At 58.1% G+C, this 24,050-nt stretch carries 23 protein-coding genes; 21 read left to right on the forward strand and 2 right to left on the reverse strand.

Annotated elements, in window-relative coordinates; translation table 11 throughout:
* Window positions 1-11: 11 nt before the first annotated feature.
* From NUV55_RS03045 to NUV55_RS03070, 6 genes are all read left to right on the forward strand, one after another.
* Window positions 12-878, forward strand: coding sequence for a hypothetical protein (locus NUV55_RS03045; protein ID WP_296670282.1), 867 nt, complete (start codon window positions 12-14; stop codon window positions 876-878).
* A gap of 133 nt (window positions 879-1,011) precedes the next feature.
* A complete protein-coding gene (locus tag NUV55_RS03050) occupies window positions 1,012-1,272 on the forward strand; it encodes a hypothetical protein (protein WP_296670284.1) in 261 nt (86 codons plus the stop codon).
* 68 nt (window positions 1,273-1,340) lie between these two features.
* Window positions 1,341-2,108: a tetratricopeptide repeat protein gene (locus tag NUV55_RS03055; protein WP_296670286.1), complete on the forward strand. Its 768-nt coding sequence runs from the start codon at window positions 1,341-1,343 to the stop codon at window positions 2,106-2,108.
* Window positions 2,109-2,313: 205 nt separating this feature from the next.
* Window positions 2,314-3,144, forward strand: coding sequence for a tetratricopeptide repeat protein (locus NUV55_RS03060; protein ID WP_296670288.1), 831 nt, complete (start codon window positions 2,314-2,316; stop codon window positions 3,142-3,144).
* Between the two features lie 156 nt (window positions 3,145-3,300).
* Window positions 3,301-4,230: a tetratricopeptide repeat protein gene (locus NUV55_RS03065; protein ID WP_296670290.1), complete on the forward strand. Its 930-nt coding sequence runs from the start codon at window positions 3,301-3,303 to the stop codon at window positions 4,228-4,230.
* A 41-nt stretch (window positions 4,231-4,271) separates the two neighbouring features.
* Window positions 4,272-4,580, forward strand: a complete 309-nt coding sequence (locus NUV55_RS03070) for a hypothetical protein (RefSeq protein ID WP_296670292.1) — start codon at window positions 4,272-4,274, stop codon at window positions 4,578-4,580.
* 149 nt (window positions 4,581-4,729) lie between these two features.
* Here NUV55_RS03070 and NUV55_RS03075 read toward each other — a convergent pair whose 3' ends face one another.
* Window positions 4,730-6,076 carry an adenosylmethionine--8-amino-7-oxononanoate transaminase gene (locus tag NUV55_RS03075; RefSeq protein WP_296670293.1) on the reverse strand — a complete coding sequence of 449 codons (1,347 nt, stop codon included), beginning with the start codon at window positions 6,074-6,076 and terminating at the stop codon, window positions 4,730-4,732.
* 226 nt (window positions 6,077-6,302) lie between these two features.
* Between NUV55_RS03075 and NUV55_RS03080 the strand changes: the two genes are divergently transcribed.
* From NUV55_RS03080 to NUV55_RS03115, 8 genes are all read left to right on the forward strand, one after another.
* On the forward strand, window positions 6,303-6,860 hold the full coding sequence (locus NUV55_RS03080; RefSeq protein ID WP_296670294.1) for a thioredoxin family protein: 558 nt from the start codon (window positions 6,303-6,305) through the stop codon (window positions 6,858-6,860).
* Window positions 6,861-6,901: 41 nt separating this feature from the next.
* The gene (locus NUV55_RS03085) at window positions 6,902-7,720 is read left to right on the forward strand and encodes an inositol monophosphatase (RefSeq protein WP_296670296.1); all 819 of its coding nucleotides are present in this window, start codon (window positions 6,902-6,904) and stop codon (window positions 7,718-7,720) included.
* 346 nt (window positions 7,721-8,066) lie between these two features.
* Window positions 8,067-10,124, forward strand: coding sequence for a transketolase (gene tkt / locus NUV55_RS03090; protein WP_296670298.1), 2,058 nt, complete (start codon window positions 8,067-8,069; stop codon window positions 10,122-10,124).
* Between the two features lie 123 nt (window positions 10,125-10,247).
* Complete coding sequence (gap, locus tag NUV55_RS03095; protein ID WP_296670300.1) at window positions 10,248-11,246, forward strand: type I glyceraldehyde-3-phosphate dehydrogenase; 999 nt, start codon at window positions 10,248-10,250, stop codon at window positions 11,244-11,246.
* 107 nt (window positions 11,247-11,353) lie between these two features.
* Window positions 11,354-12,535, forward strand: a complete 1,182-nt coding sequence (locus NUV55_RS03100; protein ID WP_296670302.1) for a phosphoglycerate kinase — start codon at window positions 11,354-11,356, stop codon at window positions 12,533-12,535.
* 61 nt (window positions 12,536-12,596) lie between these two features.
* Window positions 12,597-14,039, forward strand: coding sequence for a pyruvate kinase (gene pyk, locus NUV55_RS03105; protein WP_296670304.1), 1,443 nt, complete (start codon window positions 12,597-12,599; stop codon window positions 14,037-14,039).
* Between the two features lie 48 nt (window positions 14,040-14,087).
* The gene (fba, locus tag NUV55_RS03110; protein WP_296670305.1) at window positions 14,088-15,152 is read left to right on the forward strand and encodes a class II fructose-bisphosphate aldolase; all 1,065 of its coding nucleotides are present in this window, start codon (window positions 14,088-14,090) and stop codon (window positions 15,150-15,152) included.
* 166 nt (window positions 15,153-15,318) lie between these two features.
* Complete coding sequence (locus NUV55_RS03115) at window positions 15,319-15,711, forward strand: CPCC family cysteine-rich protein (RefSeq protein ID WP_296670307.1); 393 nt, start codon at window positions 15,319-15,321, stop codon at window positions 15,709-15,711.
* A gap of 3 nt (window positions 15,712-15,714) precedes the next feature.
* Here the strand turns inward: NUV55_RS03115 and NUV55_RS03120 are convergent, their stop codons facing one another.
* Window positions 15,715-16,659: a LysR family transcriptional regulator gene (locus tag NUV55_RS03120; RefSeq protein WP_296670308.1), complete on the reverse strand. Its 945-nt coding sequence runs from the start codon at window positions 16,657-16,659 to the stop codon at window positions 15,715-15,717.
* A 135-nt stretch (window positions 16,660-16,794) separates the two neighbouring features.
* Between NUV55_RS03120 and NUV55_RS03125 the strand changes: the two genes are divergently transcribed.
* The 7 genes from NUV55_RS03125 to NUV55_RS03155 all read left to right on the forward strand — a co-directional run bounded on the left by NUV55_RS03125 (window position 16,795) and on the right by NUV55_RS03155 (window position 24,016).
* Window positions 16,795-18,279, forward strand: a complete 1,485-nt coding sequence (locus NUV55_RS03125) for a ribulose-bisphosphate carboxylase large subunit (RefSeq protein WP_296670310.1) — start codon at window positions 16,795-16,797, stop codon at window positions 18,277-18,279.
* 21 nt (window positions 18,280-18,300) lie between these two features.
* Complete coding sequence (locus tag NUV55_RS03130; RefSeq protein WP_296670312.1) at window positions 18,301-18,735, forward strand: ribulose bisphosphate carboxylase small subunit; 435 nt, start codon at window positions 18,301-18,303, stop codon at window positions 18,733-18,735.
* Between the two features lie 103 nt (window positions 18,736-18,838).
* Window positions 18,839-19,780, forward strand: coding sequence for a CbbX protein (gene cbbX, locus NUV55_RS03135; RefSeq protein WP_296670314.1), 942 nt, complete (start codon window positions 18,839-18,841; stop codon window positions 19,778-19,780).
* Window positions 19,781-19,968: 188 nt separating this feature from the next.
* Window positions 19,969-20,220 carry a hypothetical protein gene (locus NUV55_RS03140; protein ID WP_296670316.1) on the forward strand — a complete coding sequence of 84 codons (252 nt, stop codon included), beginning with the start codon at window positions 19,969-19,971 and terminating at the stop codon, window positions 20,218-20,220.
* Window positions 20,221-20,318: 98 nt separating this feature from the next.
* Window positions 20,319-21,152, forward strand: coding sequence for a Dabb family protein (locus NUV55_RS03145; protein ID WP_296670317.1), 834 nt, complete (start codon window positions 20,319-20,321; stop codon window positions 21,150-21,152).
* Window positions 21,153-21,339: 187 nt separating this feature from the next.
* Window positions 21,340-23,298, forward strand: a complete 1,959-nt coding sequence (locus tag NUV55_RS03150; RefSeq protein ID WP_296670319.1) for an LTA synthase family protein — start codon at window positions 21,340-21,342, stop codon at window positions 23,296-23,298.
* Window position 23,299: 1 nt separating this feature from the next.
* A complete protein-coding gene (locus NUV55_RS03155) occupies window positions 23,300-24,016 on the forward strand; it encodes a phosphatase PAP2 family protein (protein WP_296670320.1) in 717 nt (238 codons plus the stop codon).
* Window positions 24,017-24,050 lie beyond the last annotated feature (34 nt).

Here is a 24,050-nt window from a genome sequence, read left to right on the forward strand (position 1 = left end):
GACAATAAACGATGAAGACTCCCGGCAAGCTGATCATTTTCATCTGCACGTTTCTGGCTTTGGCCACGAACGCCCACGCCCAATCCCCACGCGAGCAACTGAAGCAGATGGTGCAGCAGTTGCAAAAGACGCCGAACGATAACAGCTTGCGCGAGAAGATCATCAAGATCGCCGTAACGCTTAAGCCCGCGCCGGAGATTTCGGAGGAGGCACGCCGCTCTTTCATCATCGGTGAGGCATTGTTCAAGCAAGCGAAAAACCTCAGGCCTGCTTATGAAGCAGCTAACGCCTTCTGGACAGCAACAACGTTGGCGCCGTGGTGGAGCAACGCTTATTGGAATTTGGCGGTTGCCCAGCAGTTAGCCGGTCAATATGTCAGCGCAAAGGAATCACTACGACTTTATCTGCTCACTAATCCGAGCGCGGTGGACAGACGTACGGCGCAAGATCGTCTCTACGCGATAGATGCCGACATCATCGCAGCAGCATCAAGCGTTACTGGCGGGATCGCAGGATTCTGGCAGAGAGGTAGCATTAAGGACACCACTGGTGGCTGGGTCAACGAATACCCCGATACTGTCAGAGCCCCTGTATATGAAATTCAGCAAACAGGATCGGCCTATAGCATCAAATGTGTTACGTGCGAGCCTGAGGAGAAGCAGACATACCTAGACAGTGCCGATATGAACGCTATTCATTTTAGAACTCAAGCCTCGACGTACAATTTTAAAACCGGGTGTAAGTTGAGCGGCGTTCAGTTGAGTTGCATCTCTACTTTTAACGATGGCGCGCGGCAAGAGGAGCGCTATCTCAAACGAGGTATTTGCGAAATTGTTGGTGGACCGGGAATACAGGGCTACTTTGTTCTCTGCAAATAACTTATAGCAAGCGTAGGGTGCATTCCATGCATTCTCCTGCCGGATACAACGGACGCATGGCTGTGAACCAGCGTGTGACAGAAATAACCAACTCTCAATAATAAATAGTAAGCGTAGCCAGAGCGGAGCATGCATGGAATTCTTGAACTTTCTTCGTGAAGAGCCCGTGATGGGCTGGTTCATATTCTTGGCATTACTGGTAACTGTTGTGCCGGCAGCATCGGTGCTCAGGCGCTGGATATTTAGGCGTAACCAGGCGGAAGTGAAAAAGCAGACAGCTCCTGAAACAAAATCGACACACTTCGGAAACCGGACGGAACTTGTCATCCTGTTCGTCGGGTTTATGTTTCTGCTGGCCGTGATCGGCTGGATACGCAGCACTTTTTTTGGATAACTTAGCAAGCCTGAGTAGAGCAAGGCGAAACCCGGGAAAACCAAATAACTGAGGAAGGACATCGCACTATGAAAACTACCAGCAAGCTATTTATTCTCGTCTTCACATTCATGGCCCTGACCGCAAGTGCCTATGCCCAATCCCCACGCGAGCAATTGAAGCAGATGGTGCAGCAGTTACAGAAGGCACCGAACGATAACGCCCTGCGCGAGAAGGTTATCAAACTCGCACAGGACGTGAAGCCCGCACTCGCCGTCCCGCCGGAAGCCAGGCGGGCGTTCGTCATGGGCGGTACTTATCAGAAAGAAGCGAAATCTCCTGAAGATTTCGGGTTGGCCGTCAAAGCGTTTCAGGACGCCTCTACGGCGGCGCCGTGGTGGGGCGATGCCTATTACAACCTCAGCGTGGCGTTGGAGTCGGCCAAGCGCTATGACGAGGCCAAGAACGCACTCACGCTCTACCTTCTGACCAAACCCAAAGACGCGGAGCAAGCTCAAGAGCGTCTTTATGCTATCGAGGCGAAGAAGAACCTGGCTGCCCGCGCCGCTAGCGTCGCTGAAGAGCGCAAGAAGAATTCCATCGAGGGTACCTGGTTGGATGGAAGGGATGGAATTCCGATTCTGCGGATCGAGCGAATCGGCGAGACCCTCGTCGTGAAATCGGCCAATGAATCATTTTCTTTCAGTGGAGCACGGATCACGGAAACAAATCTGAGCGTGACGAACACCCCCCTCATTCCCGGCATGCTCCCGGTTCGGTACGAGTTCGAACTGCGCGGGGACAAGCTGGTGGGTACGGCGAATGGAAGACCCTATCAAATGAACCGCAAGCCCTAGCCGAATGATGAATCTTGATTTGTTTTTTGGAGAAAAACAGATCCCGGTGTTTTAAATTCAATTACTGATATCGCGTTATTGCGTATATCGATTCAGCATAAATCTTGGAGGCTTAAATGAACGTTTTGAGAATCTTTTTCCGCGTAGCCTGGGTAGAGCGAAGCGAAACCCAGGAAAAAAAATACCAGAATGATGGGAGTGAAACATGAAATCTACCAGCAAGCTGATCATTTTCATCATTACATTGTTGGCTCTAGCCGCGAGCGCCCACGCCCAATCCCCGCGCGAGCAACTCAAGCAGATGGTGCAGCAGTTACAGAAGACGCCGGACGACAACGCCCTGCGCGAGAAGATCATCAAGCTCGCGCAGGGCGTTAAGCCTAGACCGGCGATACCGGAGGAGGCCAATCGCGCGTTTGTCAAAGGCAATGTATTCCAGAAAGAGGCGAAGGACGCTTCTGGCTACGACTTCGCGATTACCGCCTACCGGGACGCGCTACGTGTCGCGCCGTGGTGGGGCGATGCTTATTTCAATCAGGCCGTTGCACTGGAGGCGGCAGGGAAATTCGATGAGGCGATAGCGTCCATCAAGTTATATATGATCTCGATACTAGGCGCGAGCACAGAAGCACGCGAGGCGCAGAACCGCATTTACGCGATCGAGGCAAAGAGCGAGATGGCATCCCGGTTAGCGATAGTGCAGGCTGCGGCGGAAAGGGAGCGGCAACGCCCAAGCGTGGAGGGGAGATGGACTAATGGGATGTGGAATTTTCAAGTTACAAAGAGCGGCGAAAAATTCGACCTCATCCCACTTGGGTTTGTTCCCGGAATTTCTGGGCAGTGGCAGGCCACTGGCATCGAGTTGGATCGGAAGCGAGTCAAATTTAATTGGTTAAACCCGTCTCTCAACTGCCCGGAATGTAAGATGCTACGCCTCAACCTGTCCCTTTCTGAAAACGGCAACGAACTGACAGGCACAAGTACGCGCGAAGATCTTGGTAAAATATATCCAATCACATGCACCAGAATGCCTTGATTCAAAGCCCGGTAGCAAACGTAGGGCGGGTCACACCCGCTGCACAACAATCGCGACAACATGCCCAACTATCGCGCGTCAACGATAGCGGTTTCGATGAGACCTATTGCGAGGCGCGGTTCTTTGAGTAGCAAGGGTACATGGAATGCCCCCTGCGTGCTGAAATACACCGGTAGTCACCTGCTTGCCGCGTTGTTGTGCGCGACTGCCTCGGTATTGGCCGGTGCCCCGGACCAGGAATGCGGAGAACGCGTGTCGCTGGCCAAGCTGATCACTGATCCGGAGACGTACCACGGCAAGGCGTTGTGGGTTGTGGCCCATGTCACGATCGACTTCGAGAACATGACCGTCTGCCCTTCCGAGAATGAAACTCAAGCGAAGAACTGCCTCTGGCTCGACATAGACGATGGTCCCTACAATACCGATCAGGACTACGCGCGCTACCAGTCGAAGCTGCAGACATGGAAGCGGTTCAATCTCCAGACCGTCGCCATCCATGCGATGTTCGACAAGACCTTGAAAGGTCATTTCAGCATGTGGCCGGCTGGCCTCGGGAATGTTGCCGAGGTGTCGGGGCATCAAGGTGGCTGGAACTTCACCGCAAACGCCACCGCGCCGCGCACCGTCTGCGTGGGTGAGTTGCCGGTACCGAAAGAGTCGAGCGACCACCGCTGGATGAGATCCGGCAGTTTGAAACTGCGGAACGGGGACTACGATGGCGCCATGGCCGATTTTAGCCGTGCTATCTCGCTCGAACCATCAAATAGCGGTTATTACCTTATACGCGCCAACGCGAAGGAGCGAAAACGCGACCATGCCGGCGCCACTGCCGACTACACGCGCGCGATAGAGTTTGCGCGGGAAGACAAGGATGTCATATACATTGTCCGCGCCGAGGCGAGAGAACAGACAGGTGATCTCGACGGGGCCATTGCTGACTACACCCGGGCGATCGAGATCAATCCGAAGCTCGCCGATGCCTATCATGGTCGCGGTCTGGCGAAACAGAAAAAGGGCGACGCTAAAGGCGCCGCGGCGGACCTGGCGCGAGCCAGGCAGTTAACACCGGCGCAGTCGCCGCCGTAGCGCCAATCAACGGGAATGTTAAAGGTTGGAGTGATTAGCCTATGATCAAACAGCAATCCGCACGCACATTACTATGGTTCTCGGTCATCCTGCTGGTGGTCGGTGCAGCGATCACCGATCCGGCGGCTGGGATTGCTTTCATGGCGCTGGCCGGGTTGGGTGCGCTCGGCGTTATCGCGCTCGGCAACAGGCGCCTCAAACTGATCGGGCTCCTCGTGCTGGCGGTGTCGGTCGGCATGGCCGCGGCTTACTGGCCGGCGGCCAAGAACCATATGGCGAAGTATCAGGAGCGCGCGAAGAACGCGGCCTCGAAAAACCACACGCCGGCTGATGTACCGGAGAAACGTTGACCAACGGGTTCATGTTGATGTAGGAGGCGCGCCCAACAGGGCAGTCTGTCTGGGTGTTATGACCTTCCTCAGTCCTCCGTAGCCCTCCGTTAACCGGAGCATCCAAAAACCCCCGGGCCAATCTCGCTTGAGCAATTCACCCCCAGGGTTCAGGCCGTAGCAGCGTCAATTCCTTCCCGCGCCACCTTCACCAGAAAATCAATTTCCTCCGGCTGAATCACGTATGGCGGCATAAAATAAATCACGTCGCCGAGCGGGCGCAGCAGCGCGCCGTGTTCGAGCGCATGGCGGTAAACCGCCAGTCCGCGCCGTTCCTGCCACGCAAACGGCGCACGCGTTTTTTTGTTCTGCACCATTTCCATCGCCAGGATCATGCCGGTCTGGCGTACCTCGGCCACGTGCGGATGCTCGGCGAGCGATGCCGTCACCCGCGCCATGTGCGTCGCGAGTTTGCGGTTGTGGTTGAGCACGTCGTCGTCGCGAAAGATGTCGAGCGTGGCCAGGGCCGCGGCGCAGGCGAGCGGGTTGCCGGTGTAGGAATGCGAGTGCAGAAATGCCTTGCGTGCGGCGTAATCGGCATAGAAAGCCTGGTAGACCGCATCAGTCGTCAGGCACACTGAAAGTGGCAGATAGCCACCGGTCAGGCCCTTGCCGAGACACAGGAAATCGGGGGCGATATCGGCCTGTTCGCAGGCGAACATGGTTCCCGTGCGCCCGAAGCCCACAGCGATTTCATCGGCGATGAGATGCACCCGGTGTTTGTCACACGCCTGTCGCAGCAGCTTCAGGTAAACCGGATCGTACATGCGCATGGAGCCAGCGCACTGCACCAGCGGTTCCACGATCACGGCGCAGACCTCGCTGGCATGGCGTTCCAGTGCCTTTTCCATTTCGGCGAAGGTGCGGGTGGAGTAATCGGCCCAGGACTCGCCGGGCTCGCGGTAATAACAATCCGGGGATTTGACCGTGACCGGCTTCAGCAGCAAGGGTTGGTAGGTTTCCTTATATAAGGAGACATCCCCCATCGACAAGGCGCCCAGGGTTTCGCCGTGGTAGCTGTTCGCCAGATTAATGAAGCGTATGCGTTTTTTCTCGCCGCGGTTCTGCCAGTAATGAAAACTCATCTTGAGCGCGATTTCGACGGCGGCGGAACCGCTGTCGGCGTAAAAACAGCGGGTGAGTCCCCTTGGAGCAATCTGCACCAATCTTTCAGAAAGCTGCACGACGGGTTCGTGCGTGAAGCCCGCGAGAATCACGTGTTCGAGATTTTGCAATTGTTTGGCGACGGCTGCGTTAATACGCGGATTGGCGTGACCGAACAGATTGACCCACCACGAGCTGATGGCATCGAGGTAACGTTTGCCCTCGAAGTCTTCGAGCCACACGCCTTGTCCACGGCGGATGGGGATGAGCGGGAGGCTTTCATGATCTTGCATCTGCGTGCAGGGATGCCACAGCACTCGCAGGTCTCGTTGCGTCAGGGATTCGTTATCCATAGACTGCATCATACAGGGCGACTTACCCGGTGTTAATTTAGTGAAGGCCTGATGATAGTCCTGCATGCAAAAGAATTCACAGGATTTACAGGATTGTTCAGGATTAACAGGATTGTTCAGGATTAACAGGATTAAAATTTCTGAATTTTCTTATCCTGTAAATCTTGTGAAATCCTGTTAATCCTGTCTATTGTTTTGGCAGTTTTTAAACATTAAGGAACTAGCCATGGTACGTACAGAAACCCCGGTGTGTGATTTCGGCCTGCCGGCCCCGGATTTCCGTCTCAAAGGCGCGGATGGAAAAATCTGGACGCTGAGCGAGGCGTGCGGGGAAAACGGCTTGTTGGTGATGTTCATCTGCAATCACTGCCCCTACGTGAAGGCGGTGCTCGATCGCATTATTCGTGATGCCAGCGAGCTGCAAGCGATGGGCGTTAACAGCGTGGCGATCATGTCGAATGATCCCGCGGATTATCCGGAAGATTCTTTTGACAACATGCAGCGGGTGGCGCAGAAGCTGAAATTCCCGTTTCCGTATCTTTACGATGAAACTCAGGAAATTGCCAAAGCCTACGATGCCGTCTGCACCCCGGATTTTTTCGGCTACAACAAGGACCTCAAGCTCCAGTATCGCGGACGGCTGGATGAATCGCGCAAAGAGCCGGCGGCACCGAACGCGCGGCGCAATCTTTTCGAGGCCATGAAACAGGTGGCGCAGACCGGGCAGGGTCCGAAGCACCAGATACCCAGCATGGGTTGTTCCATCAAGTGGAAACAGGAATAGGAAAAGGTGAGCGGCGTGATTCTACTCAGGGGGAAGAGCCCATGACGCTGCCCTCGCTGGAAACTTTGGCAGAGATTGTCCGCGCCGCCGCGCGTGAAGAACTGATGCCGCTGTTCGCCGATGTCATTCGCCACATCAAGCACGATGGCAGCGTGGTAACAGAAGCCGACGTGGCCATGCAGCGCCGACTGAAATCCGATCTGGCGCGCCATTGGCCGGAGTATGATTTTCTGGGCGAGGAGATGCCCGGGCATGAGCACAGGCAATTGACCACCGCCAAAGAGAGAGGCCTGTGGTGCGTGGATCCTCTGGACGGTACCAGCAACTTTGCCACCGGGATTCCGTATTTTGCCGTTTCCCTCGCCCTGATCATCGAAGGCCGGCAGGAAATTGGCATGGTCTACGATCCGGTGCGTGACGAATGCTTCATGGCGCGCCGCGGTGAAGGTGCGCGGCTGAACGGAATGACGCTGGGTACACACGAGCCGCCCCTGCCGGAAGAGTTGCGGCGCTGCGTGGCGTCAGTGGATTTCAAGCGCTTGCAGGCGCCGCTGGCCGCTCTATTGGGGGCGCATCCGCCCTATGGATCGCAGCGCAACTTTGGCGCCAGCAGTCTGGAGTGGTGTTGGCTCGCGGATGGCCGCTTTCATCTCTATTTGCACGGCGGGCAGAAGTTGTGGGATTACGCCGGCGGCAGCCTGATCCTGGCTGAGGCCGGCGGCATGGCCGCCACGCTCGAAGGCGAAAAGATTTTCACTTACGGTCTCGAGCCCCGGTCGGTGGTGGCCGCGCCCACGCCGGCTTTATTTTCCATCTGGAAGACCTGGATCGACGCCAACTGGAAACCGGCTCGCCATTGATTGCGTTATCCCTTGCATATAACCACTTCAAGCACAAAAACCTGTTTATGGGCGGATAACAGATTGAACAGGGACCATTTTCGGCTATTGCCCAAAAACCGACCGTGAGCGAAAATGCCCGCGATTCGAGGAGCTGCGCTTAGGTCCCCGGCTGCTGTGTGCACCAAGTTACGGCGCCCTTAATACAGACAAGAATCATCTGGAGTATCCGGATTTCGCTCCCTTTGGTGGCTGACGAGCCCAACGGTGTCGGGGAGTCATTATTGTTGGTGCCGGCGCTACGACGGACACGCATCGGCGAGACCAGTTTCGGGTCGACAAGATTTCGAGCATTGAGGATTAACCCATGACAGTTGAAACCAAAGCCCACAAGGCGGGCGAAGGCAAGACATTAACCAAACGGCGCGAGCTGGCGAACGCCATCCGTGCGCTTTCCATGGACGCGGTGCAGAAGGCCAACTCCGGCCACCCCGGCGCTCCCATGGGCATGGCCGACATCGCCGAAGTCTTGTGGAACGATTTCCTCAGGCACAACCCGACCAATTCGAAGTGGTCGGACCGCGACCGCTTCGTGCTTTCCAACGGCCACGGCTCGATGCTGCTGTACAGCCTGCTGCATCTGACGGGTTACAACCTGCCGCTGGAGGAGATCAAGAATTTCCGCCAGCTGCATTCCAAGACCCCGGGCCATCCCGAATACGGCTACGCGCCCGGCGTCGAGACCACCACTGGCCCGCTGGGTCAGGGCATCGCCAATGCCGTGGGTATGGCCATCGCCGAGAAAGCGCTGGCCGGTACGTTTAACCGTGAAGGTCACCAGATCGTCGATCATTATACTTATGTGTTCCTCGGCGACGGCTGCCTGATGGAAGGCATCTCGCACGAGTCCTGCTCGCTCGCCGGCACAATGGGTCTGGGCAAGCTGATTGCGTTTTACGACGACAATGGCATTTCGATCGACGGTGAGGTGAAGGGCCACGGCAGCACGCCCGGCTGGTTCACCGACGACACCCCGAAGCGCTTCGAAGCTTATGGTTGGCACGTAATTCCGAAAGTCGATGGCCACGATCCCGAGGCCGTAAAGCGTGCCATCGAAGCGGCGCGCAAGGTGACCGACAAACCCTCGATGATTTGCTGCCAGACCATTATCGGCTGGGGCGCGCCCAACAAGCAGGGCAAAGAGGAATGCCACGGCGCCGCCCTCGGCGACGCGGAAGTGGCCGCCACCCGCGCCAACATCGGTTGGCCGCACCCCCCGTTCCATATTCCCGAAGACGTTTACGCCGGCTGGGATGCGAAATCGAAGGGCGCCGCCGCGGAGAAATCCTGGAATGACAAATTTGCGGCCTACAAGAAGGCCCACCCGGAACTGGCCGCCGAATTCGAGCGCCGCATGAAAGGCGAGCTGCCGAAAGACTGGAAACAAAAGTCTGACGAATTTATCAAATCGGTCGACGCCAAGGCAGAGACCATCGCCTCGCGCAAGGCCTCGCAGAATGCGTTAAATGGTTTCGGCCCGTTGCTGCCGGAATTCCTCGGTGGTTCAGCCGATCTCGCCGGCTCCAACCTGACCATTTGGAAAGGTTCGAAGCCCCTGAGCAAAACTGAAGGCAATGCCAATTACATTTATTATGGTGTGCGCGAGTTCGGCATGTCGGCGATCATGAACGGCATCGCCCTGCATGGCGGATTCATTCCTTACGGCGCCACCTTCCTGATGTTCTCCGAGTACGCGCGCAATGCCCTGCGCATGGCCGCCTTGATGAAAATCCCCACACTGTTCGTCTACACCCACGACTCCATCGGTCTGGGCGAAGACGGACCGACGCACCAGGCGGTCGAGCAGACCGCGACGTTGCGGCTCATACCTAATATGTCGGTATGGCGTCCGTGCGATGCGGTGGAAAGCGCGGTGGCCTGGAAGTTGGCCGTCGAACGCAAGCAGGGACCCTCGTGTCTGATTTTCTCGCGCCAGAATCTGCCGCATCAGATGCGTGATGCCCAGCAGTTGGCATCCATATCCCGCGGCGGTTATGTGTTATCCGAGGCCGAAGGGGGCAAGCCGCACGCCGTCATTATCGCCACCGGTTCTGAAATCGGTATTGCCGTGGAGGCGCAAAAGCTGCTCGCCGCCAAGGGCAAGAAGGTGCGCGTGGTGTCGATGCCTTCGACCGATACCTTCGACGCGCAGGACGCCGCCTGGCGCGACAGCGTGTTGCCCAAGGGCGTGAAGCGCGTGGCCGTCGAGGCTGGCGTCACCGCCGTTTGGCACAAATACGTGGGCCTGGAAGGTCGCGTGGTTGGTATCGACCGCTTCGGCGAATCCGCCCCGGCCGGCGCGCTGTTCAAGCACTTCGGCTTCACTGGCGAGAACGTCGCCAAGACGGTGGAAGAGATTTTGTAAGAAATTTTCACCGCAGAGTACGCAGAGGTCGCAGAGAAAAACGGTCTTATTTGAAACACTCTGCGTTCTCTGTGCTCTCCGCGGTGAGCAGGTTTTAATTCTTAACTTTCTGGAGATTGGGTTATGGCAATCAAAGTCGGTATCAACGGGTTCGGCCGCATCGGCCGCATGGTGTTCCGCGCTGTAGCGAAGGACTTCAAGGACATCGAGATCGTCGGCATTAACGACCTGCTCGAACCCAGCTACCTGGCCTACATGCTGAAGTACGACTCCGTGCACGGCCGTTTCAGCGGCGACATCAAGGTCGATGGCGGAAACATGGTCGTCAACGGCAAGAAGATCCGGCTGACAGCCGAGAAAGATCCCGCCAACCTGAAGTGGGGCGATGTCGGCGCTGACATCGTGATCGACAGTACCGGTTTCTTCCTGACCGCCGAATCCTGCCAGGCGCACATCAAGGCCGGCGCCAAGAAGGTCATCCAGTCCGCGCCCTGCAAGGACACCACGCCGATGTTCGTGTACGGCGTGAACCACGATAGCTACAAGGGCGAGGCCATTGTTTCCGCCGCTTCCTGCACTACCAATTGCCTGGCACCCGTGGCCAAGGTTCTGCACGACAACTTCGGTATCAAGCGTGGCCTGATGACCACCGTGCACGCCGCCACCGCGACGCAAAAGACCGTCGACGGCCCATCGCAGAAAGACTGGCGCGGCGGTCGCGGCATTCTGGAAAACATCATCCCGTCATCCACCGGTGCCGCCAAGGCCGTGGGTGTAGTACTGCCTGCCTTGAAGGGCAAGCTCACCGGCATGGCCTTCCGCGTGCCGACCTCCGACGTTTCGGTGGTCGATCTGACCGTGGAGCTGAACAAGGAAGCGTCTTACGAGGCCATCTGCAAGGCCATGAAAGCGGCTTCCGAAGGCGCCATGAAAGGCGTGCTCGGATACACCGATGAGAAAGTGGTTTCCACCGACTTCGTCGGCAACAGTACGCCATCCACCTTCGACGCTGAAGCCGGCATCGCCCTGGACAGCACCTTCGTCAAAGTCGTGGCCTGGTATGACAACGAATACGGTTACACCTGCAATATGCTGCGTTTGTTGCAGCACATCGCGAAGTAATCATTTTGTAATATTTTTTGACGCAAAGACGCGAAGGCGCAAAGAAAGGCAAGAATGAATTCTCATTCCTTTGCGCCTTTGCGTCAGAAATTCATAGGGTTTAGAACATGTCCGTTATCAAGTTGACCGACCTGGATCTTAAAGGCAAACGTGTCCTGATTCGCTCCGACCTCAATGTGCCGGTGAAAGACGGCAAGGTCACGTCCGATGCGCGCATCTCCGCTTCGTTGCCGACGTTCAATCACTGTCTCAAGGCCGGCGCCAAGGTGATGGTGATGTCGCATCTCGGCCGTCCGACCGAGGGCGAGTACAGCGAGGAGAATTCACTCAAGCCCGTGGCCGACGATCTGTCTAAAAAACTCGGCAAGCCGGTGCGCTTGGTCAAGGACTGGGTCGAAGGCGGTTTCGACGTCGCGGCCGGTGAGTTGGTGCTGCTCGAAAACGTGCGCTTCAACAAGGGCGAGAAGAAAAACGTCGAGGAAACCGCAAAGAAATACGCCAAACTGTGTGACGTGTTTGTCATGGATGCCTTCGGCACGGCGCATCGTGCACAAGGCTCTACTTATGGCGTGGCCCAGTTCGCACCGGTGGCTTGCGCCGGTCTGCTGCTCACCGCAGAGCTGGAAGCGCTGACCAAGGCACTGCTTGATCCGAAACGCCCAATGGTCGCCATCGTCGGCGGCTCCAAGGTTTCCACCAAGCTCACCGTACTCGAATCGCTGTCCGAAAAAGTCGATCAGCTGGTGGTGGGTGGCGGGATTGCGAATACCTTCCTTGCGGCGGACGGCAAGAAGATCGGCAAGTCGCTGGCCGAGACCGATCTCATTCCGACGGCGAAAAGCCTGATGGCAAAAATGAAAAAACGCAACGCCAAGATCCCGATCGCGGTCGACGTGGTGGTCGGCAAAAAGTTCGACGCCAATGAAAAGGCGGTGCTGAAGGACGCCGGCAATGTGGCCGATGATGACATGATTTTCGATATCGGCCCGAAGAGCGCCCAGGAACTGGCCGATATCATCATGCAGGCCGGTACCGTGGTGTGGAACGGCCCGGTGGGTGTGTTCGAGTTCGACCAGTTCGGTGCCGGCACCAAAAAGATCGCCGAGGCGATTGCCAATACCAGGGCTTTCACGCTGGCCGGCGGCGGCGATACCATCGCCGCCATTCAGAAGTACAATATCTACGACAAGGTTTCCTACATCTCCACCGCGGGCGGGGCGTTTCTGGAGTTTCTCGAAGGCAAGAAACTGCCGGCGGTGGACATCCTTGAACAGCGCGCCAAGAAGTAAATGCTTCCTAAACCACAGGTAGCTGTGTTTATCTGCGGTTTCAAATTTCTGAGGTGTCACTTTGCAGCGTAGAACCAAAATCGTCGCCACCTTCGGCCCCGCCACGGACGATCCCAAGGTCCTCGACAAGCTGATCGAGGCCGGTCTGGACGTGGCGCGCCTCAACTTTTCGCATGACCGGCACGAAGTCCACATGCAGCGCGCCGAAGCCGTGCGCGAGCGCGCCAAGGCGCACGGCCGTGAGGTCGGTGTGGTGGTGGATCTGCAGGGTCCGAAAATCCGCACCGGCAAGTTCAAGAAGGGACCGGCCACGCTGCAGGAAGGCGACATGTTCGTCCTGGACGTGGATCACCCGCTGGACGCTGGCACGCCGGAACGCGTGGGCGTCACGTACAAGCCGCTGCCGCAGGACGTGAATCGCGGCGACACGCTGCTGCTCGACGATGGTCGTATCGTGCTGTGGGTGGACCAGGTGGATGGCAGCGCCGTCACCTGCCGCGTGGTCGTCGGCGGAGTGCTCTCGAACAACAAGGGCATCAATCGTCAGGGTGGCGGGCTCACGGCCAAGGCGCTGACCGACAAGGATCGCGAGGATATCCGCACCGCGGCCAAGATTCAGGCTGATTACGTTGCCATTTCCTTCCCGCGCAGCGCCGACGACGTGAATGAGGCGCGCAAGCTGTTGCGCGCCGCGGGAGGCCACGGCGGCATTATCGCCAAAATCGAACGCGCCGAGGCGGTGCAGAATATCGAGGCGATCATTGACGCGGCGGATGCGATCATGATCGCGCGCGGCGACCTCGGGGTCGAGATCGGTGATGCGGCCGTGCCGCCAATCCAGAAGCGGCTGATCAAGCTGGCGCGCGAGCGCAACAAAATTTCCATCACCGCCACGCAAATGATGGAGTCGATGATCGAAAACGCCATCCCCACGCGTGCTGAAGTCTCCGACGTGGCCAATGCCGTGATCGACGGCACCGACGCCGTCATGTTGTCGGCCGAGACCGCCGTCGGCAAACATCCGGTGGCGGCGGTGATGGCCATGGATCGGGTGTGTCGCGTGGCGGAACAGGAGCCCGATGTCACGATGTCCGCGCATCGCATGCGCGCCATGTTCAAGCGCGTCGACGAAGCCATTGCCATGTGTACCATGTATACCGCGAACCACCTTGACGTGAAGGCCATCGCTGCCCTTACAGAATCCGGGTCTACTGTTCTGTGGATGTCACGCATCAGTTCCGCGGTACCCATCTACGCCTTGACGAGCAAAGTCGAGACGCGTAGAAAGGTGAGCCTTTACCGCGGCGTATACCCCATCGCGTTCACCGTCACGACGTCGGATCATGCGACGGTTAACAAGGAAGCGATCGATGAGTTGCGCCGCCTGGGTACCGTACGCGATGGCGATCTGGTCCTCATCACCAAGGGAGATTTGACCGGTGTTATGGGTGGCACCAATGCCATGAAGATTGCGATAGTGGGCAATCTTCCGGAATTTTCATAACCCATAAGACTTTTAATTTAATTAATAACGTATTGAGAGGAGTTTGTCATGGCACTCGTAACCCTGCGTCAACTGCTGGATCACGCCGCGGAACACACCTATGGCGTCCCGGCCTTCAACGTCAACAACATGGAACAGATGCGCGCCATCATGGAAGCGGCGCACGAGACCGACAGCCCGGTGATCGTGCAGGCCTCGGCCGGCGCACGCAAGTACGCGGGCGCGCCGTTCCTGCGCCACCTGATTCTGGCGGCGATTGAAGAGTGGCCGCATATCCCGGTGTGCATGCACCAGGACCACGGTTCGAGCCCGGCGGTATGCCAGCGCTCCATCCAGCTCGGCTTCTCCTCCGTCATGATGGACGGCTCGCTGAAAGAAGACATGAAGACCCCGGCCAGCTATGAGTACAACGTTGACGTCACCAAGCGTGTCGTCGACATGGCGCACGCTTGCGGCGTCTCCGTGGAAGGCGAGCTCGGTTGTCTCGGTTCTCTTGAGACCGGCATGGCCGGTGAAGAGGACGGTTCCGGCGCCGAGGGCAAGCTCGATCATTCGCAGCTCCTGACCGACCCGGACGAGGCGGCGGATTTTGTGAAGAAGACCAAGGTCGACGCCCTCGCCATCGCCATCGGCACCAGCCACGGCGCCTACAAGTTCACCCGTCCACCCACCGGCGACATTCTCGCCATCGAGCGCATCAAGGCCATTCACAAACGCATCCCGAACACGCATCTGGTGATGCACGGTTCGAGCTCGGTGCCGCAGGAATGGCTGAAGATCATCAACACCTACGGCGGTGACATGGGCGAGACCTATGGCGTGCCCGTGGAAGAAATCGTGCAGGGCATCAAGCACGGTGTGCGCAAGGTCAATATCGACACCGATCTGCGCATGTCCTCGACCGGCGCCGTGCGCAAATTTCTTGCCGAAAACAAAAAGGAATTCGACCCGCGCAAGTGGCTCGCTGCCTCGACCAAGGGCATGAAGGAAATCTGCAAGGCGCGCTATGAAATATTCGGTTGCGCCGGCCAGGCGTCCAAGATCAAGCCGCTTTCGCTTGAGGCCATGACCACCCGCTACACCAAGGGCGAACTCGATCCCAAAGTGAACTGAGTGCGCGCGTAGCGCGCCTCGGCTCGTCTCCCTCTCCCCTTGCGGGAGAGGGAATGAGGGTGAGGGGTGGATGGTGCTGCTGAAGTAACAATAAAAAGGGGCGGGCAACCGCCCCTTTTTTGCGTTTGCGAAGCACGGCGTCTCGGCCTATGGTTAAATAATGATGATGCATCGCACCAAATATCCCTGCCCGTGCTGCGGGCATCAGGTGTATCTGCACCAGCCTGGCAATCACGAGAAATGCCCTATTTGCCTGTGGGAAGACGATCTCGCGCAGCTGCGGTTTCCGCGCATGCCGGGCAGCGCCAATCACGTTTCACTCGAACAGGGTCAGCAGAACTTCGCGGAACTGGGTGTCGCCGAACGACGTTACCGCGGCGAAGGACGCACGCCCTTCGAGGAAGAACCGCGCGATTCCAGCTGGCGCCCGCTCGACCCGTCGCATGACAATATCGAAGAGCCGACACGCGGCGTGGATTACGCGAATTCCTACCCCCTGGCCGATACCACCGTCCTTTACTATTGGCGCAAAACCTACTGGCGCAAGCTCGCGAGCTGAAGGTCAGCGCCGTTTCCGCTGACCCGGAGAAGTGGGTGACGGTGTCACCACCCCGATTAATGCGCGTGCCTCCTTGAGCATGAAATCTTTGAATGCCTCGGCCACGCCCGAGAGGCGTTTACCCTTGCGGTGCACCATGTACCAGTGGCGCATGATGGGAAACTCGGCGACGTCCAGCTCCACCAACCGCTTCAGCTCCAGTTCCTGTTCAATCGTGGCGCGTGATAGCAGCCCCAAGCCCAGCCCTGCCTGCACGCTTTGTTTGATGGCCTCGTTGCTGCCGACTTCCATGCCTGTTTTAAGCTGAATTTCACGCTCGGTGAAGAAGCGCTCCATGGCGATGCGCGTGCCGGAGCCCGGTTCGCGCACGAGAAAGACCTCGTCCTGCAGGCGCTTCAGCGGTATTTTTTTCTGCTTCGCCAATGCATGTTCCGGGGGCGCGACAATGACCAGCGGGTTTTCCATGAAGTCCGCAGCTTTGACATCGGCCTCGGCCGGTGGCTGGCCCATGATGACGAGGTCCACGGTATTTTCCGAAAGCTGTTGCAGCAGGATTTCGCGGTTGGTGACATCCAGGCTGACCGTTATCTCCGGGAAACGACGCGAGAAAGTCCCGAGCAGGGTGGGGATGAAGTAGTTGGCCGTGGTGGCCACGGAAATGCGCAGCTTTCCACCGGCCAGTCCCTTCATCCGGTTCAGAACCGCTTCAAGTTCGTCCAGTTGTTGGGAAATATTGCGCGCATAGCCGAGTACCTCCTGGCCCGCCTCCGTAAGATGGACGCTCTTCCCCAGTTGCTCGAAGAGGGCCAGCCCCAGATGTGTCTCGAGCAGTTTCACCTGCATGGACACGGCCGGCTGGGTGAGAAAAAGCTCTTCGGCTGCGCGGGTAAAGTTCAGATGCCGTGCGACGGATTCAAAGACCTTGAGTTGGCGCAGCGTCAGGTGCAAAGTATGCCCCCAGGGTTAGTATAAGCAAAAGCTTATCATAACAATTAATAAATGTGAGTGTTATTTATGATTGGGGCGCTATAGGGTTAGCACCCTGTACAAACCGTACTTTCACTGAATCGCAGGAGGGGTGTTATGGGTAAAACAGAGACAGGTGGCGAACTTAAAGGCGCCGAGCGTTATAAATCCGGCGTCATTCCCTACAAGAAAATGGGCTATTGGGAGCCCGACTACAAGATCAAGGATACCGACGTGCTCGCGATGTTCCGCATGACCCCGCAAGAGGGTGTGGACGCCGACGAATGCGCCGCTGCCGTGGCCGGCGAATCCTCCACCGCCACATGGACAGTGGTTTGGACGGACCGTTTGACCGCCTGCGAAATGTATCGCGCCAAGGCCTACCGCGTGGACCCGGTTCCCAATACGGGCCCCGGCACCAAGACGGAACAGCAGTACTTCGCCTATATCGCCTATGACATCGATTTGTTCGAAGGCAATTCGATCGCCAACCTGACCGCCTCCATTATCGGCAACGTGTTCGGCATGAAGGCCGTGAAGGCCTTGCGCCTGGAAGACATGCGCATCCCGGTTGCTTACCTGAAGACTTTCCAGGGTCCCGCGACCGGCGTCGTCGTCGAACGCGAGCGCATGGACAAGTTTGGCCGTCCGTTGCTGGGTGCCACCACCAAGCCGAAGCTGGGCCTGTCCGGCCGCAACTATGGCCGCGTGGTGTACGAAGCCTTGAAGGGTGGTTTGGACTTCATGAAGGACGACGAGAACATCAACTCGCAGTCGTTCATGCACTGGCGTGACCGCTTCCTGTATTGCATGGACGCCGTGAACAAGGCTTCCGCTGCAACGGGCGAAGTGAAAGGCCACTACATGAACGTGACCGCCGGCACCGTGGAAGAAATGATTGAACGCGCCGAGTTCGCCAAGAACCTGGGTTCGATCATCATCATGATCGACCTCGTGATCGGCTACAGCGCCATTCAGACCATGGCGATCTGGGCACGCAAGAACGACATGATCCTGCACCTGCACCGTGCCGGTAACTCGACCTACTCACGCCAGAAGAATCACGGCATGGCCTTCCGCGTTATTTGCAAGTGGATGCGCATGGCCGGTGTGGATCACATCCACGCAGGCACCGTCGTCGGCAAGCTGGAAGGCGACCCGATGATGATTCGTGGCTACTACGATACCTTGCTCGATACCCACACCCCGATGCAGCTCGAAAAAGGCATCTTCTTCGAACAGGACTGGGCGTCGCTGAACAAGTGCATGCCGGTGGCTTCCGGCGGTATTCATGCGGGCCAGATGCACCAGTTGCTGCACTACCTGGGTGACGACGTGGTTCTGCAATTCGGCGGCGGCACCATTGGCCATCCGGATGGCATTCAGGCCGGTGCCATTGCCAACCGTACCGCGCTGGAAGTCATGATCCAGGCGCGTAACGAAGGCCGCGACATCTGGAGCGAAGGCCCGAAGATACTGCAAGACGCCGCCAAGTGGTGTGGCCCACTCAAAGCCGGTCTGGATACGTGGAAGGACGTTACCTTCAATTACGCCTCCACCGACAGCCCGGACTTCGTGGCAACGCCCACGGCCAGCGTTTAATTAATTTCAGGAGAAGCCATTATGATGACCAATCAAGGTAATCGCATCACACAAGGGCAGTTTTCGTTTCTGCCCGACCTGACGGATGCGCAGATCACCGCCCAAATCAAGTACGCCCTGAGCAAGGGCTGGGCGCTGGGCGTGGAGTACACCGACGATCCGCACCCGCGCAACACCTATTGGGAAATGTTCGGCAGACCGATGTTCGACCTGAAAGATCCCGCCGGGATTTTAATGGAGATCAACAACTGCCGTAAGACATTCCCGAATCACTACATCCGCGTCACCGCGTTCAGTGCCGTGCGTGGAATAGAGAGCGTGACCATGTCGTACATCGTGAATCGTCCCAAAAAAGAGCCGGGCTTCGGTCTGGTGCGCCAGGAAACGAGTGGCCGTACCATGCGTTACACCATTCATTCTTACGCCACCGACAAGCCAGAGAATGAGCGCTATTAATCGGCTGTTCCTGTAGTAGTTATCTGCTGTACACCCGGGGCGAGCGCCCCGGGTGTTTTACCTGCCAACTCCGGCATCTTTATCTAAGCGATGAGGCCACACCATGTCGCCGAACGATTCCAAAACCACGACGAACGATGTCCATGTCGATCTCGACGCCGAATTTCAGGCCTCGAATATCCAGGAACTGCTCGATCAGCTCGATGCCGAGCTAATCGGTTTAAAACCCGTCAAGACCCGCATCCGCGAGACCGCAGCGCTGCTGCTGGTCGATCGCGTGCGCCAGAAAATGGGCCTGACCGCCGGCGCGCCCAGCCTGCACATGTGTTTCACCGGCAATCCCGGCACCGGCAAGACCACGGTGGCCATGCGCATGGGTGAAATCCTCAAGCGCCTCGGTTATGTGCGCGAGGGCCATCTGGTTACCGTCACGCGCGACGATCTGGTTGGCCAATATATCGGCCACACTGCGCCCAAGACCAAGGAAGTCATCAAGAAGGCCATGGGCGGCGTGCTGTTCATCGACGAGGCCTATTATCTCTACAAGCCCGAGAACGAGCGTGACTACGGCGCGGAATCCATTGAGATCCTGCTGCAGGTCATGGAAAACAACCGCGACGATCTGGTTGTGATCCTGGCGGGCTACAAGGACCGCATGGACAAGTTTTTCCACAGCAACCCGGGCATGCGCTCGCGTGTCGCGCACCACATCGACTTCCCGGACTACAGCCCGGGCGAATTGCTTAGCATCGCCAAGCTCATGCTGGCGGATCAGAATTACCGTTTCAGCGCCGAGAGCGAAAAGGCGTTCGGTGAATACATCAAGCTGCGCATGAAGCTCGAACATTTCGCCAATGCGCGCTCGGTGCGCAATGCGTTGGACCGCGCGCGTCTGCGCCAGGCCAATCGCCTGTTCCTCGGGGCCAAGAAAAATCTCTCCAAGATCGACCTCATGACACTCGAAGCCGAAGACATACTCGCAAGTCGCGTATTCAAGGAAGGCGCGCTCGATCTCGATGGCGATGAGGGCGCAGATCGGTCGTAGGCGACTGCGATTAATCTCCCCATGAGCGCAAGAAGCATTTGCCCACTCGCCCTTACCCTCCCTCCCTCTCCCGGAGGGAGGGAGAGGCGAGCTGTTATCCGCTACGCGCGCACTTTTTCACTTTGAATCTCAACGAACTCCACGCCTTAATCAGCAAAGCCCTCGCGCAAGCGCCGGGCGTTGCCCCCTTGCATGGTCTCGCGGTTGAGGCGGTACGCATGGCCGACATGACCGGTTGGGCGACCGGGCCAATCGATCCGCAGGGGAAAGTCGCCGCTGCCTTCGAATTACTTAAACTGCAAGTCCGACAGCGTTTCGATGAATCGCAGAGCCGCGAGCTGGCGGAGTTGCACGACGCGATCGGAGACCTGCTCGTCGCCATCGCCACTCACGACGACGATCTCAATCCGGATGGGATCGGTGCATCCGAAGACGACTGACAGTCAGCAGCGGCGATTGCGACCCGGATGTCGGGAAATGCTGTGCGCGGGTTGATGCGATATTGGATTTACCACATCCGGTGCGGAGGACGGGAAACATGCCACTGATACATGCTGCTGACCTGCTCGATCACGCTCGTAACATGGGCTACCGCGTACCCGCCTTTGAACTGACGAACCTGGATCACATTGTTCCCATCGTCGAGGCGGCGGAGCACACCGCCACGCCGGTGATACTGATATTTTCAGCCGAGTCCGGGCGCTCGTTCACCCCGGCGCTGGCCGCCGCAGTTGCCGCCGCGCGCGAAACGGCGATACCGGTGGTGATAGAGGCGCGTACGTCGTCAGATAGCGATGTCGTTGCCGGCGCCATCCGCGGCGGCGCCAACAGCATCTTGCTCAGCCAGGCGGCCGACACGCCACCAGAACAGGTCGAGACGGCGATACAGCTTGCGAGTGCCAGCGGAGTGCCGCTATTTGTTTCGTGCGACACCTCCACGTCGACCCACTACCGGGATTACCGCCGGTTACCAGCCTCTCACAAAACTGCCTATGCCGAGGCTGAACGTGGCCTTGTCGAGTCCAGTGGGAACGGACGTGCCGCGCAAGCGCTTGCTGCTTGTCGGCCCTGGCTCGAGGTCGAGCACCTCATCGTCTACAACGTCAAGGATGGCTGTGACGTACGCTTCGTCGAGAAAATGATGGCCCACGGCCGCACAGTGCTCAGCGCCATTCCCGGCGTGCGGCGCGTGTTCACCGGCCGCGCCTTGCGTCGCGACGACCGTTATCAATATTGCTGGCTGGTGCGCTTCGCGAATCCAGCCGTGGTAGCTAGCTACCGTGACCATCCGGATCACGTCGCCTTTGCCAATACGCAGTTCCGACCCGTCGCCGCCGACCGGATCAGTATTGATTTCGAATCCGCGGAATAGGGTGCACCATCTCCTCGGCGACCGGTGCGCAGGAACTTGTCGTTAGACAGGATGTCGCAGTGGCCAGACTGCCGGGGTGATGCAAAGCCGGGCCTGATTCCCTTCCCGGGTTTCCTCCATTCGTGGATAATTGTGTTTCTACTGATCGCTATTTGGCGTCGCTGACCGCTGTTTTGGAGTCAACAGGATGACGCAAGGAAGCCTGCACGAATCGCCTTCGAGGTTGGCTGAGAAGGGGCTGCTGTTGTTCGTCGCGTTGCTGATGCTGGTCGCGCTCGGAATTTTCACCGCGACCCGGATCGTACTGGCGCTCTATACGGGCATGGACAGCGTCCCGCTGTCTGGCTGGCCGCGTTTCCTCTTCTTCGGGCTGTGGTTCGATGTCGCCACCCTGTGTTATCTGCTGGTGCCGTTTCTGTTGTACGAAGCCGCGTTCGGAAACCGCTGGCGACCGTCAGGCTGGCAGCGCTGGGTGCGCTACGGGGTGTTCTGGTTCGTGACGGCGGCGCTGTTGTTCAACGCCCTGGCCGAACTGCTGTTCTGGATCGAGTTTGAAACGCGCTTCAATTTCATTGCCGTGGATTATCTCGTGTACACGCGCGAGGTCATCGGCAATATCCGCGAGTCTTATCCAGTATCGCTGTTGCTGCTGGCTGTGGCGGGGCTGGCCGCCCTGTTGACCTGGGCGCTGCGCGGCCCGCTGGCGCGTGCGTTCGGCGTGCGCCTCGCACGCGGTGCACGCCGCCGCCTGCTGTTGGCCGCCGTACTTCTGCCGTTTGCCAGCGGCCTGCTCGCCAACGTCGACCAGATGTATGGCCACGGCAACAATTACGTTGAGGAGCTTTCCGGGAACGGCCTGTTTACTTTCATGGCCGCGTTTCGGCGCAATGTACTCGATTACGAGCGCTGGTATGTCACGATGCCGCAGGATAAAGCGGACCGTATCCTGCATGACCTCGGTGTCGAGCGCGTACCGCTTTCGGTCCTGCTCAAAAAACGCCACACGGTTCCCGAGGCACTGGAACCTACCCCCGATTTTCTCCTTCGCCGGCCGCGCCATATCGTGTTGATCACGGTCGAGAGCCTGTCCGCGGAATATCTCGGCAGTTACGGCTCGAAACAGGGCCTGACGCCACGCCTTGACGACCTGGCGCGCCAAGGCGTGCAGTTCGACCGCGTGCTGGCCACGGGTACCCGCACGGTGCGCGGGCTGGAGGCGCTGTCGCTGGGCACGCCGCCGGTGCCGGGGCAGGCCATCGTGCGCCGGCCCCACAACGAGCATCTCACCACGATCGGCGAAATGCTCGAGCATCTGGGTTTCACGACTTCTTTCGTGTATGGCGGTTACGGCTACTTCGATAACATGAATGCTTATTTCGCCGGCAATGACTACATCACCCACGACCGCACGGACTTCCCCAAGGAGTCGGTAATTTTCGAGAACGTCTGGGGTGTGGCCGACGAAGTCCTGTTCAACAATGCTTTGCCCCTGCTCGACAAGACCGGAAGTAACGGCAAGCGTTTTTTCATGCACATAATGACGACCTCCAATCACCGCCCCTATACCTACCCGGACGGGCGTATCGATATTCCCTCGCCCGGCGGGCGCGAGGGCGGAGTCAAGTACACGGACTACGCCATCGGCCAGTTCATCGCGCAGGCGCGCCGGCATCCCTGGTTTGACGACACGCTGTTCGTGATCATCGCCGATCACTGCGCCTCGGTCTCCGGCAAGACTGAGCTGCCGGTGGCGAAATACCATATCCCGCTCATTCTCTACGGTCCCAAGATCGTCAAACCGAGCCGCTTTTCACGAATGGTTTCGCAGATCGACGTGCCGCCCACTCTTTTTGCCATGCTCGGAGTGGAAGGCGACGATCATTATTTCGGCAACCCGGTTCACGAGCAGACGTTGACGGGAGAACGCGCGTTCATCAGCAATTATCAATCGCTCGGTTATTACAAGCACGACATCCTCACCGTGCTCAAACCCAAGCGCAAAATAGAAAGTTACCGAATCGATCCGAAGACCTTCGAAGCCACGCCCGCGCCGATCAGCGAGACGTTGCGCGACGAGGCCATCGCCTACTACCAGACGGCCTCCCTGGCTTTCAAGCGCGACAAACTCAAGGCGCCGGGCTACTGACGTGCAGCCAGCCGGCACGCGTCTGTCCAACCCTGTTCCCAATAACCTTCGTGAACTGTGGTGGTTGGCGGGTGCGTTGGCGCTGATTTTTTTGCTTGCCCGCTACACCCCGCTAGACCATGCCCTGACCGGTCTTTTCTATGATCCCGCCACGCGTGGTTTTCCCCTGCGCGACGCGGCCTTCTGGGCGGTGATCATGCATACCGGGCTCAAGTACCTGAGCGTGGCGGCATGGTTCGCGTTGCTGGCGTACTGGATCACTCTCCGGGGTCACCGATCCCGGCAGCCATTGCGCCGGGCCATCGGGTTCACGCTGCTGGTGGCGCTGCTGGCCTCACTTTCCGTTTCATCCCTGCGCGCGCTTTCCGCGCACAGCTGCCCGTGGGAATTAAGCCTGTTTGGCGGAACCGCCGATTATTTCCGCTTCTTCGATGCCGTGCCTCTGAATCCCGGCTCAGGTCGTTGCGCCCCGAGCGGGCATGCCGCGTCCGGATTCGTCTGGCTCACTGCCTGGATCGCCCTGCGCGGCGTCGATCGCACGAAGGCGCGTTTCGCGCTGGTGTTCGCTCTGGCACTTGGTTTTCTGACCGGCCTGACCCAGCTCGCGCGCGGCGCGCACTTTCTTTCGCACGTACTGCTCACGGCGTGGGTGTGTTTCGCTGCTGCCTGGGTGTGTGACTGGGCATACAGGATGTGGGGCAAGAAACGCAATAATTAAAGAAAAATCACGCCTCCCCTTTTAATTGGTTATA

This window comes from Sulfuricaulis sp. (genome assembly GCF_024653915.1).
In the GTDB taxonomy this organism is placed as follows: domain Bacteria; phylum Pseudomonadota; class Gammaproteobacteria; order Acidiferrobacterales; family Sulfurifustaceae; genus Sulfuricaulis.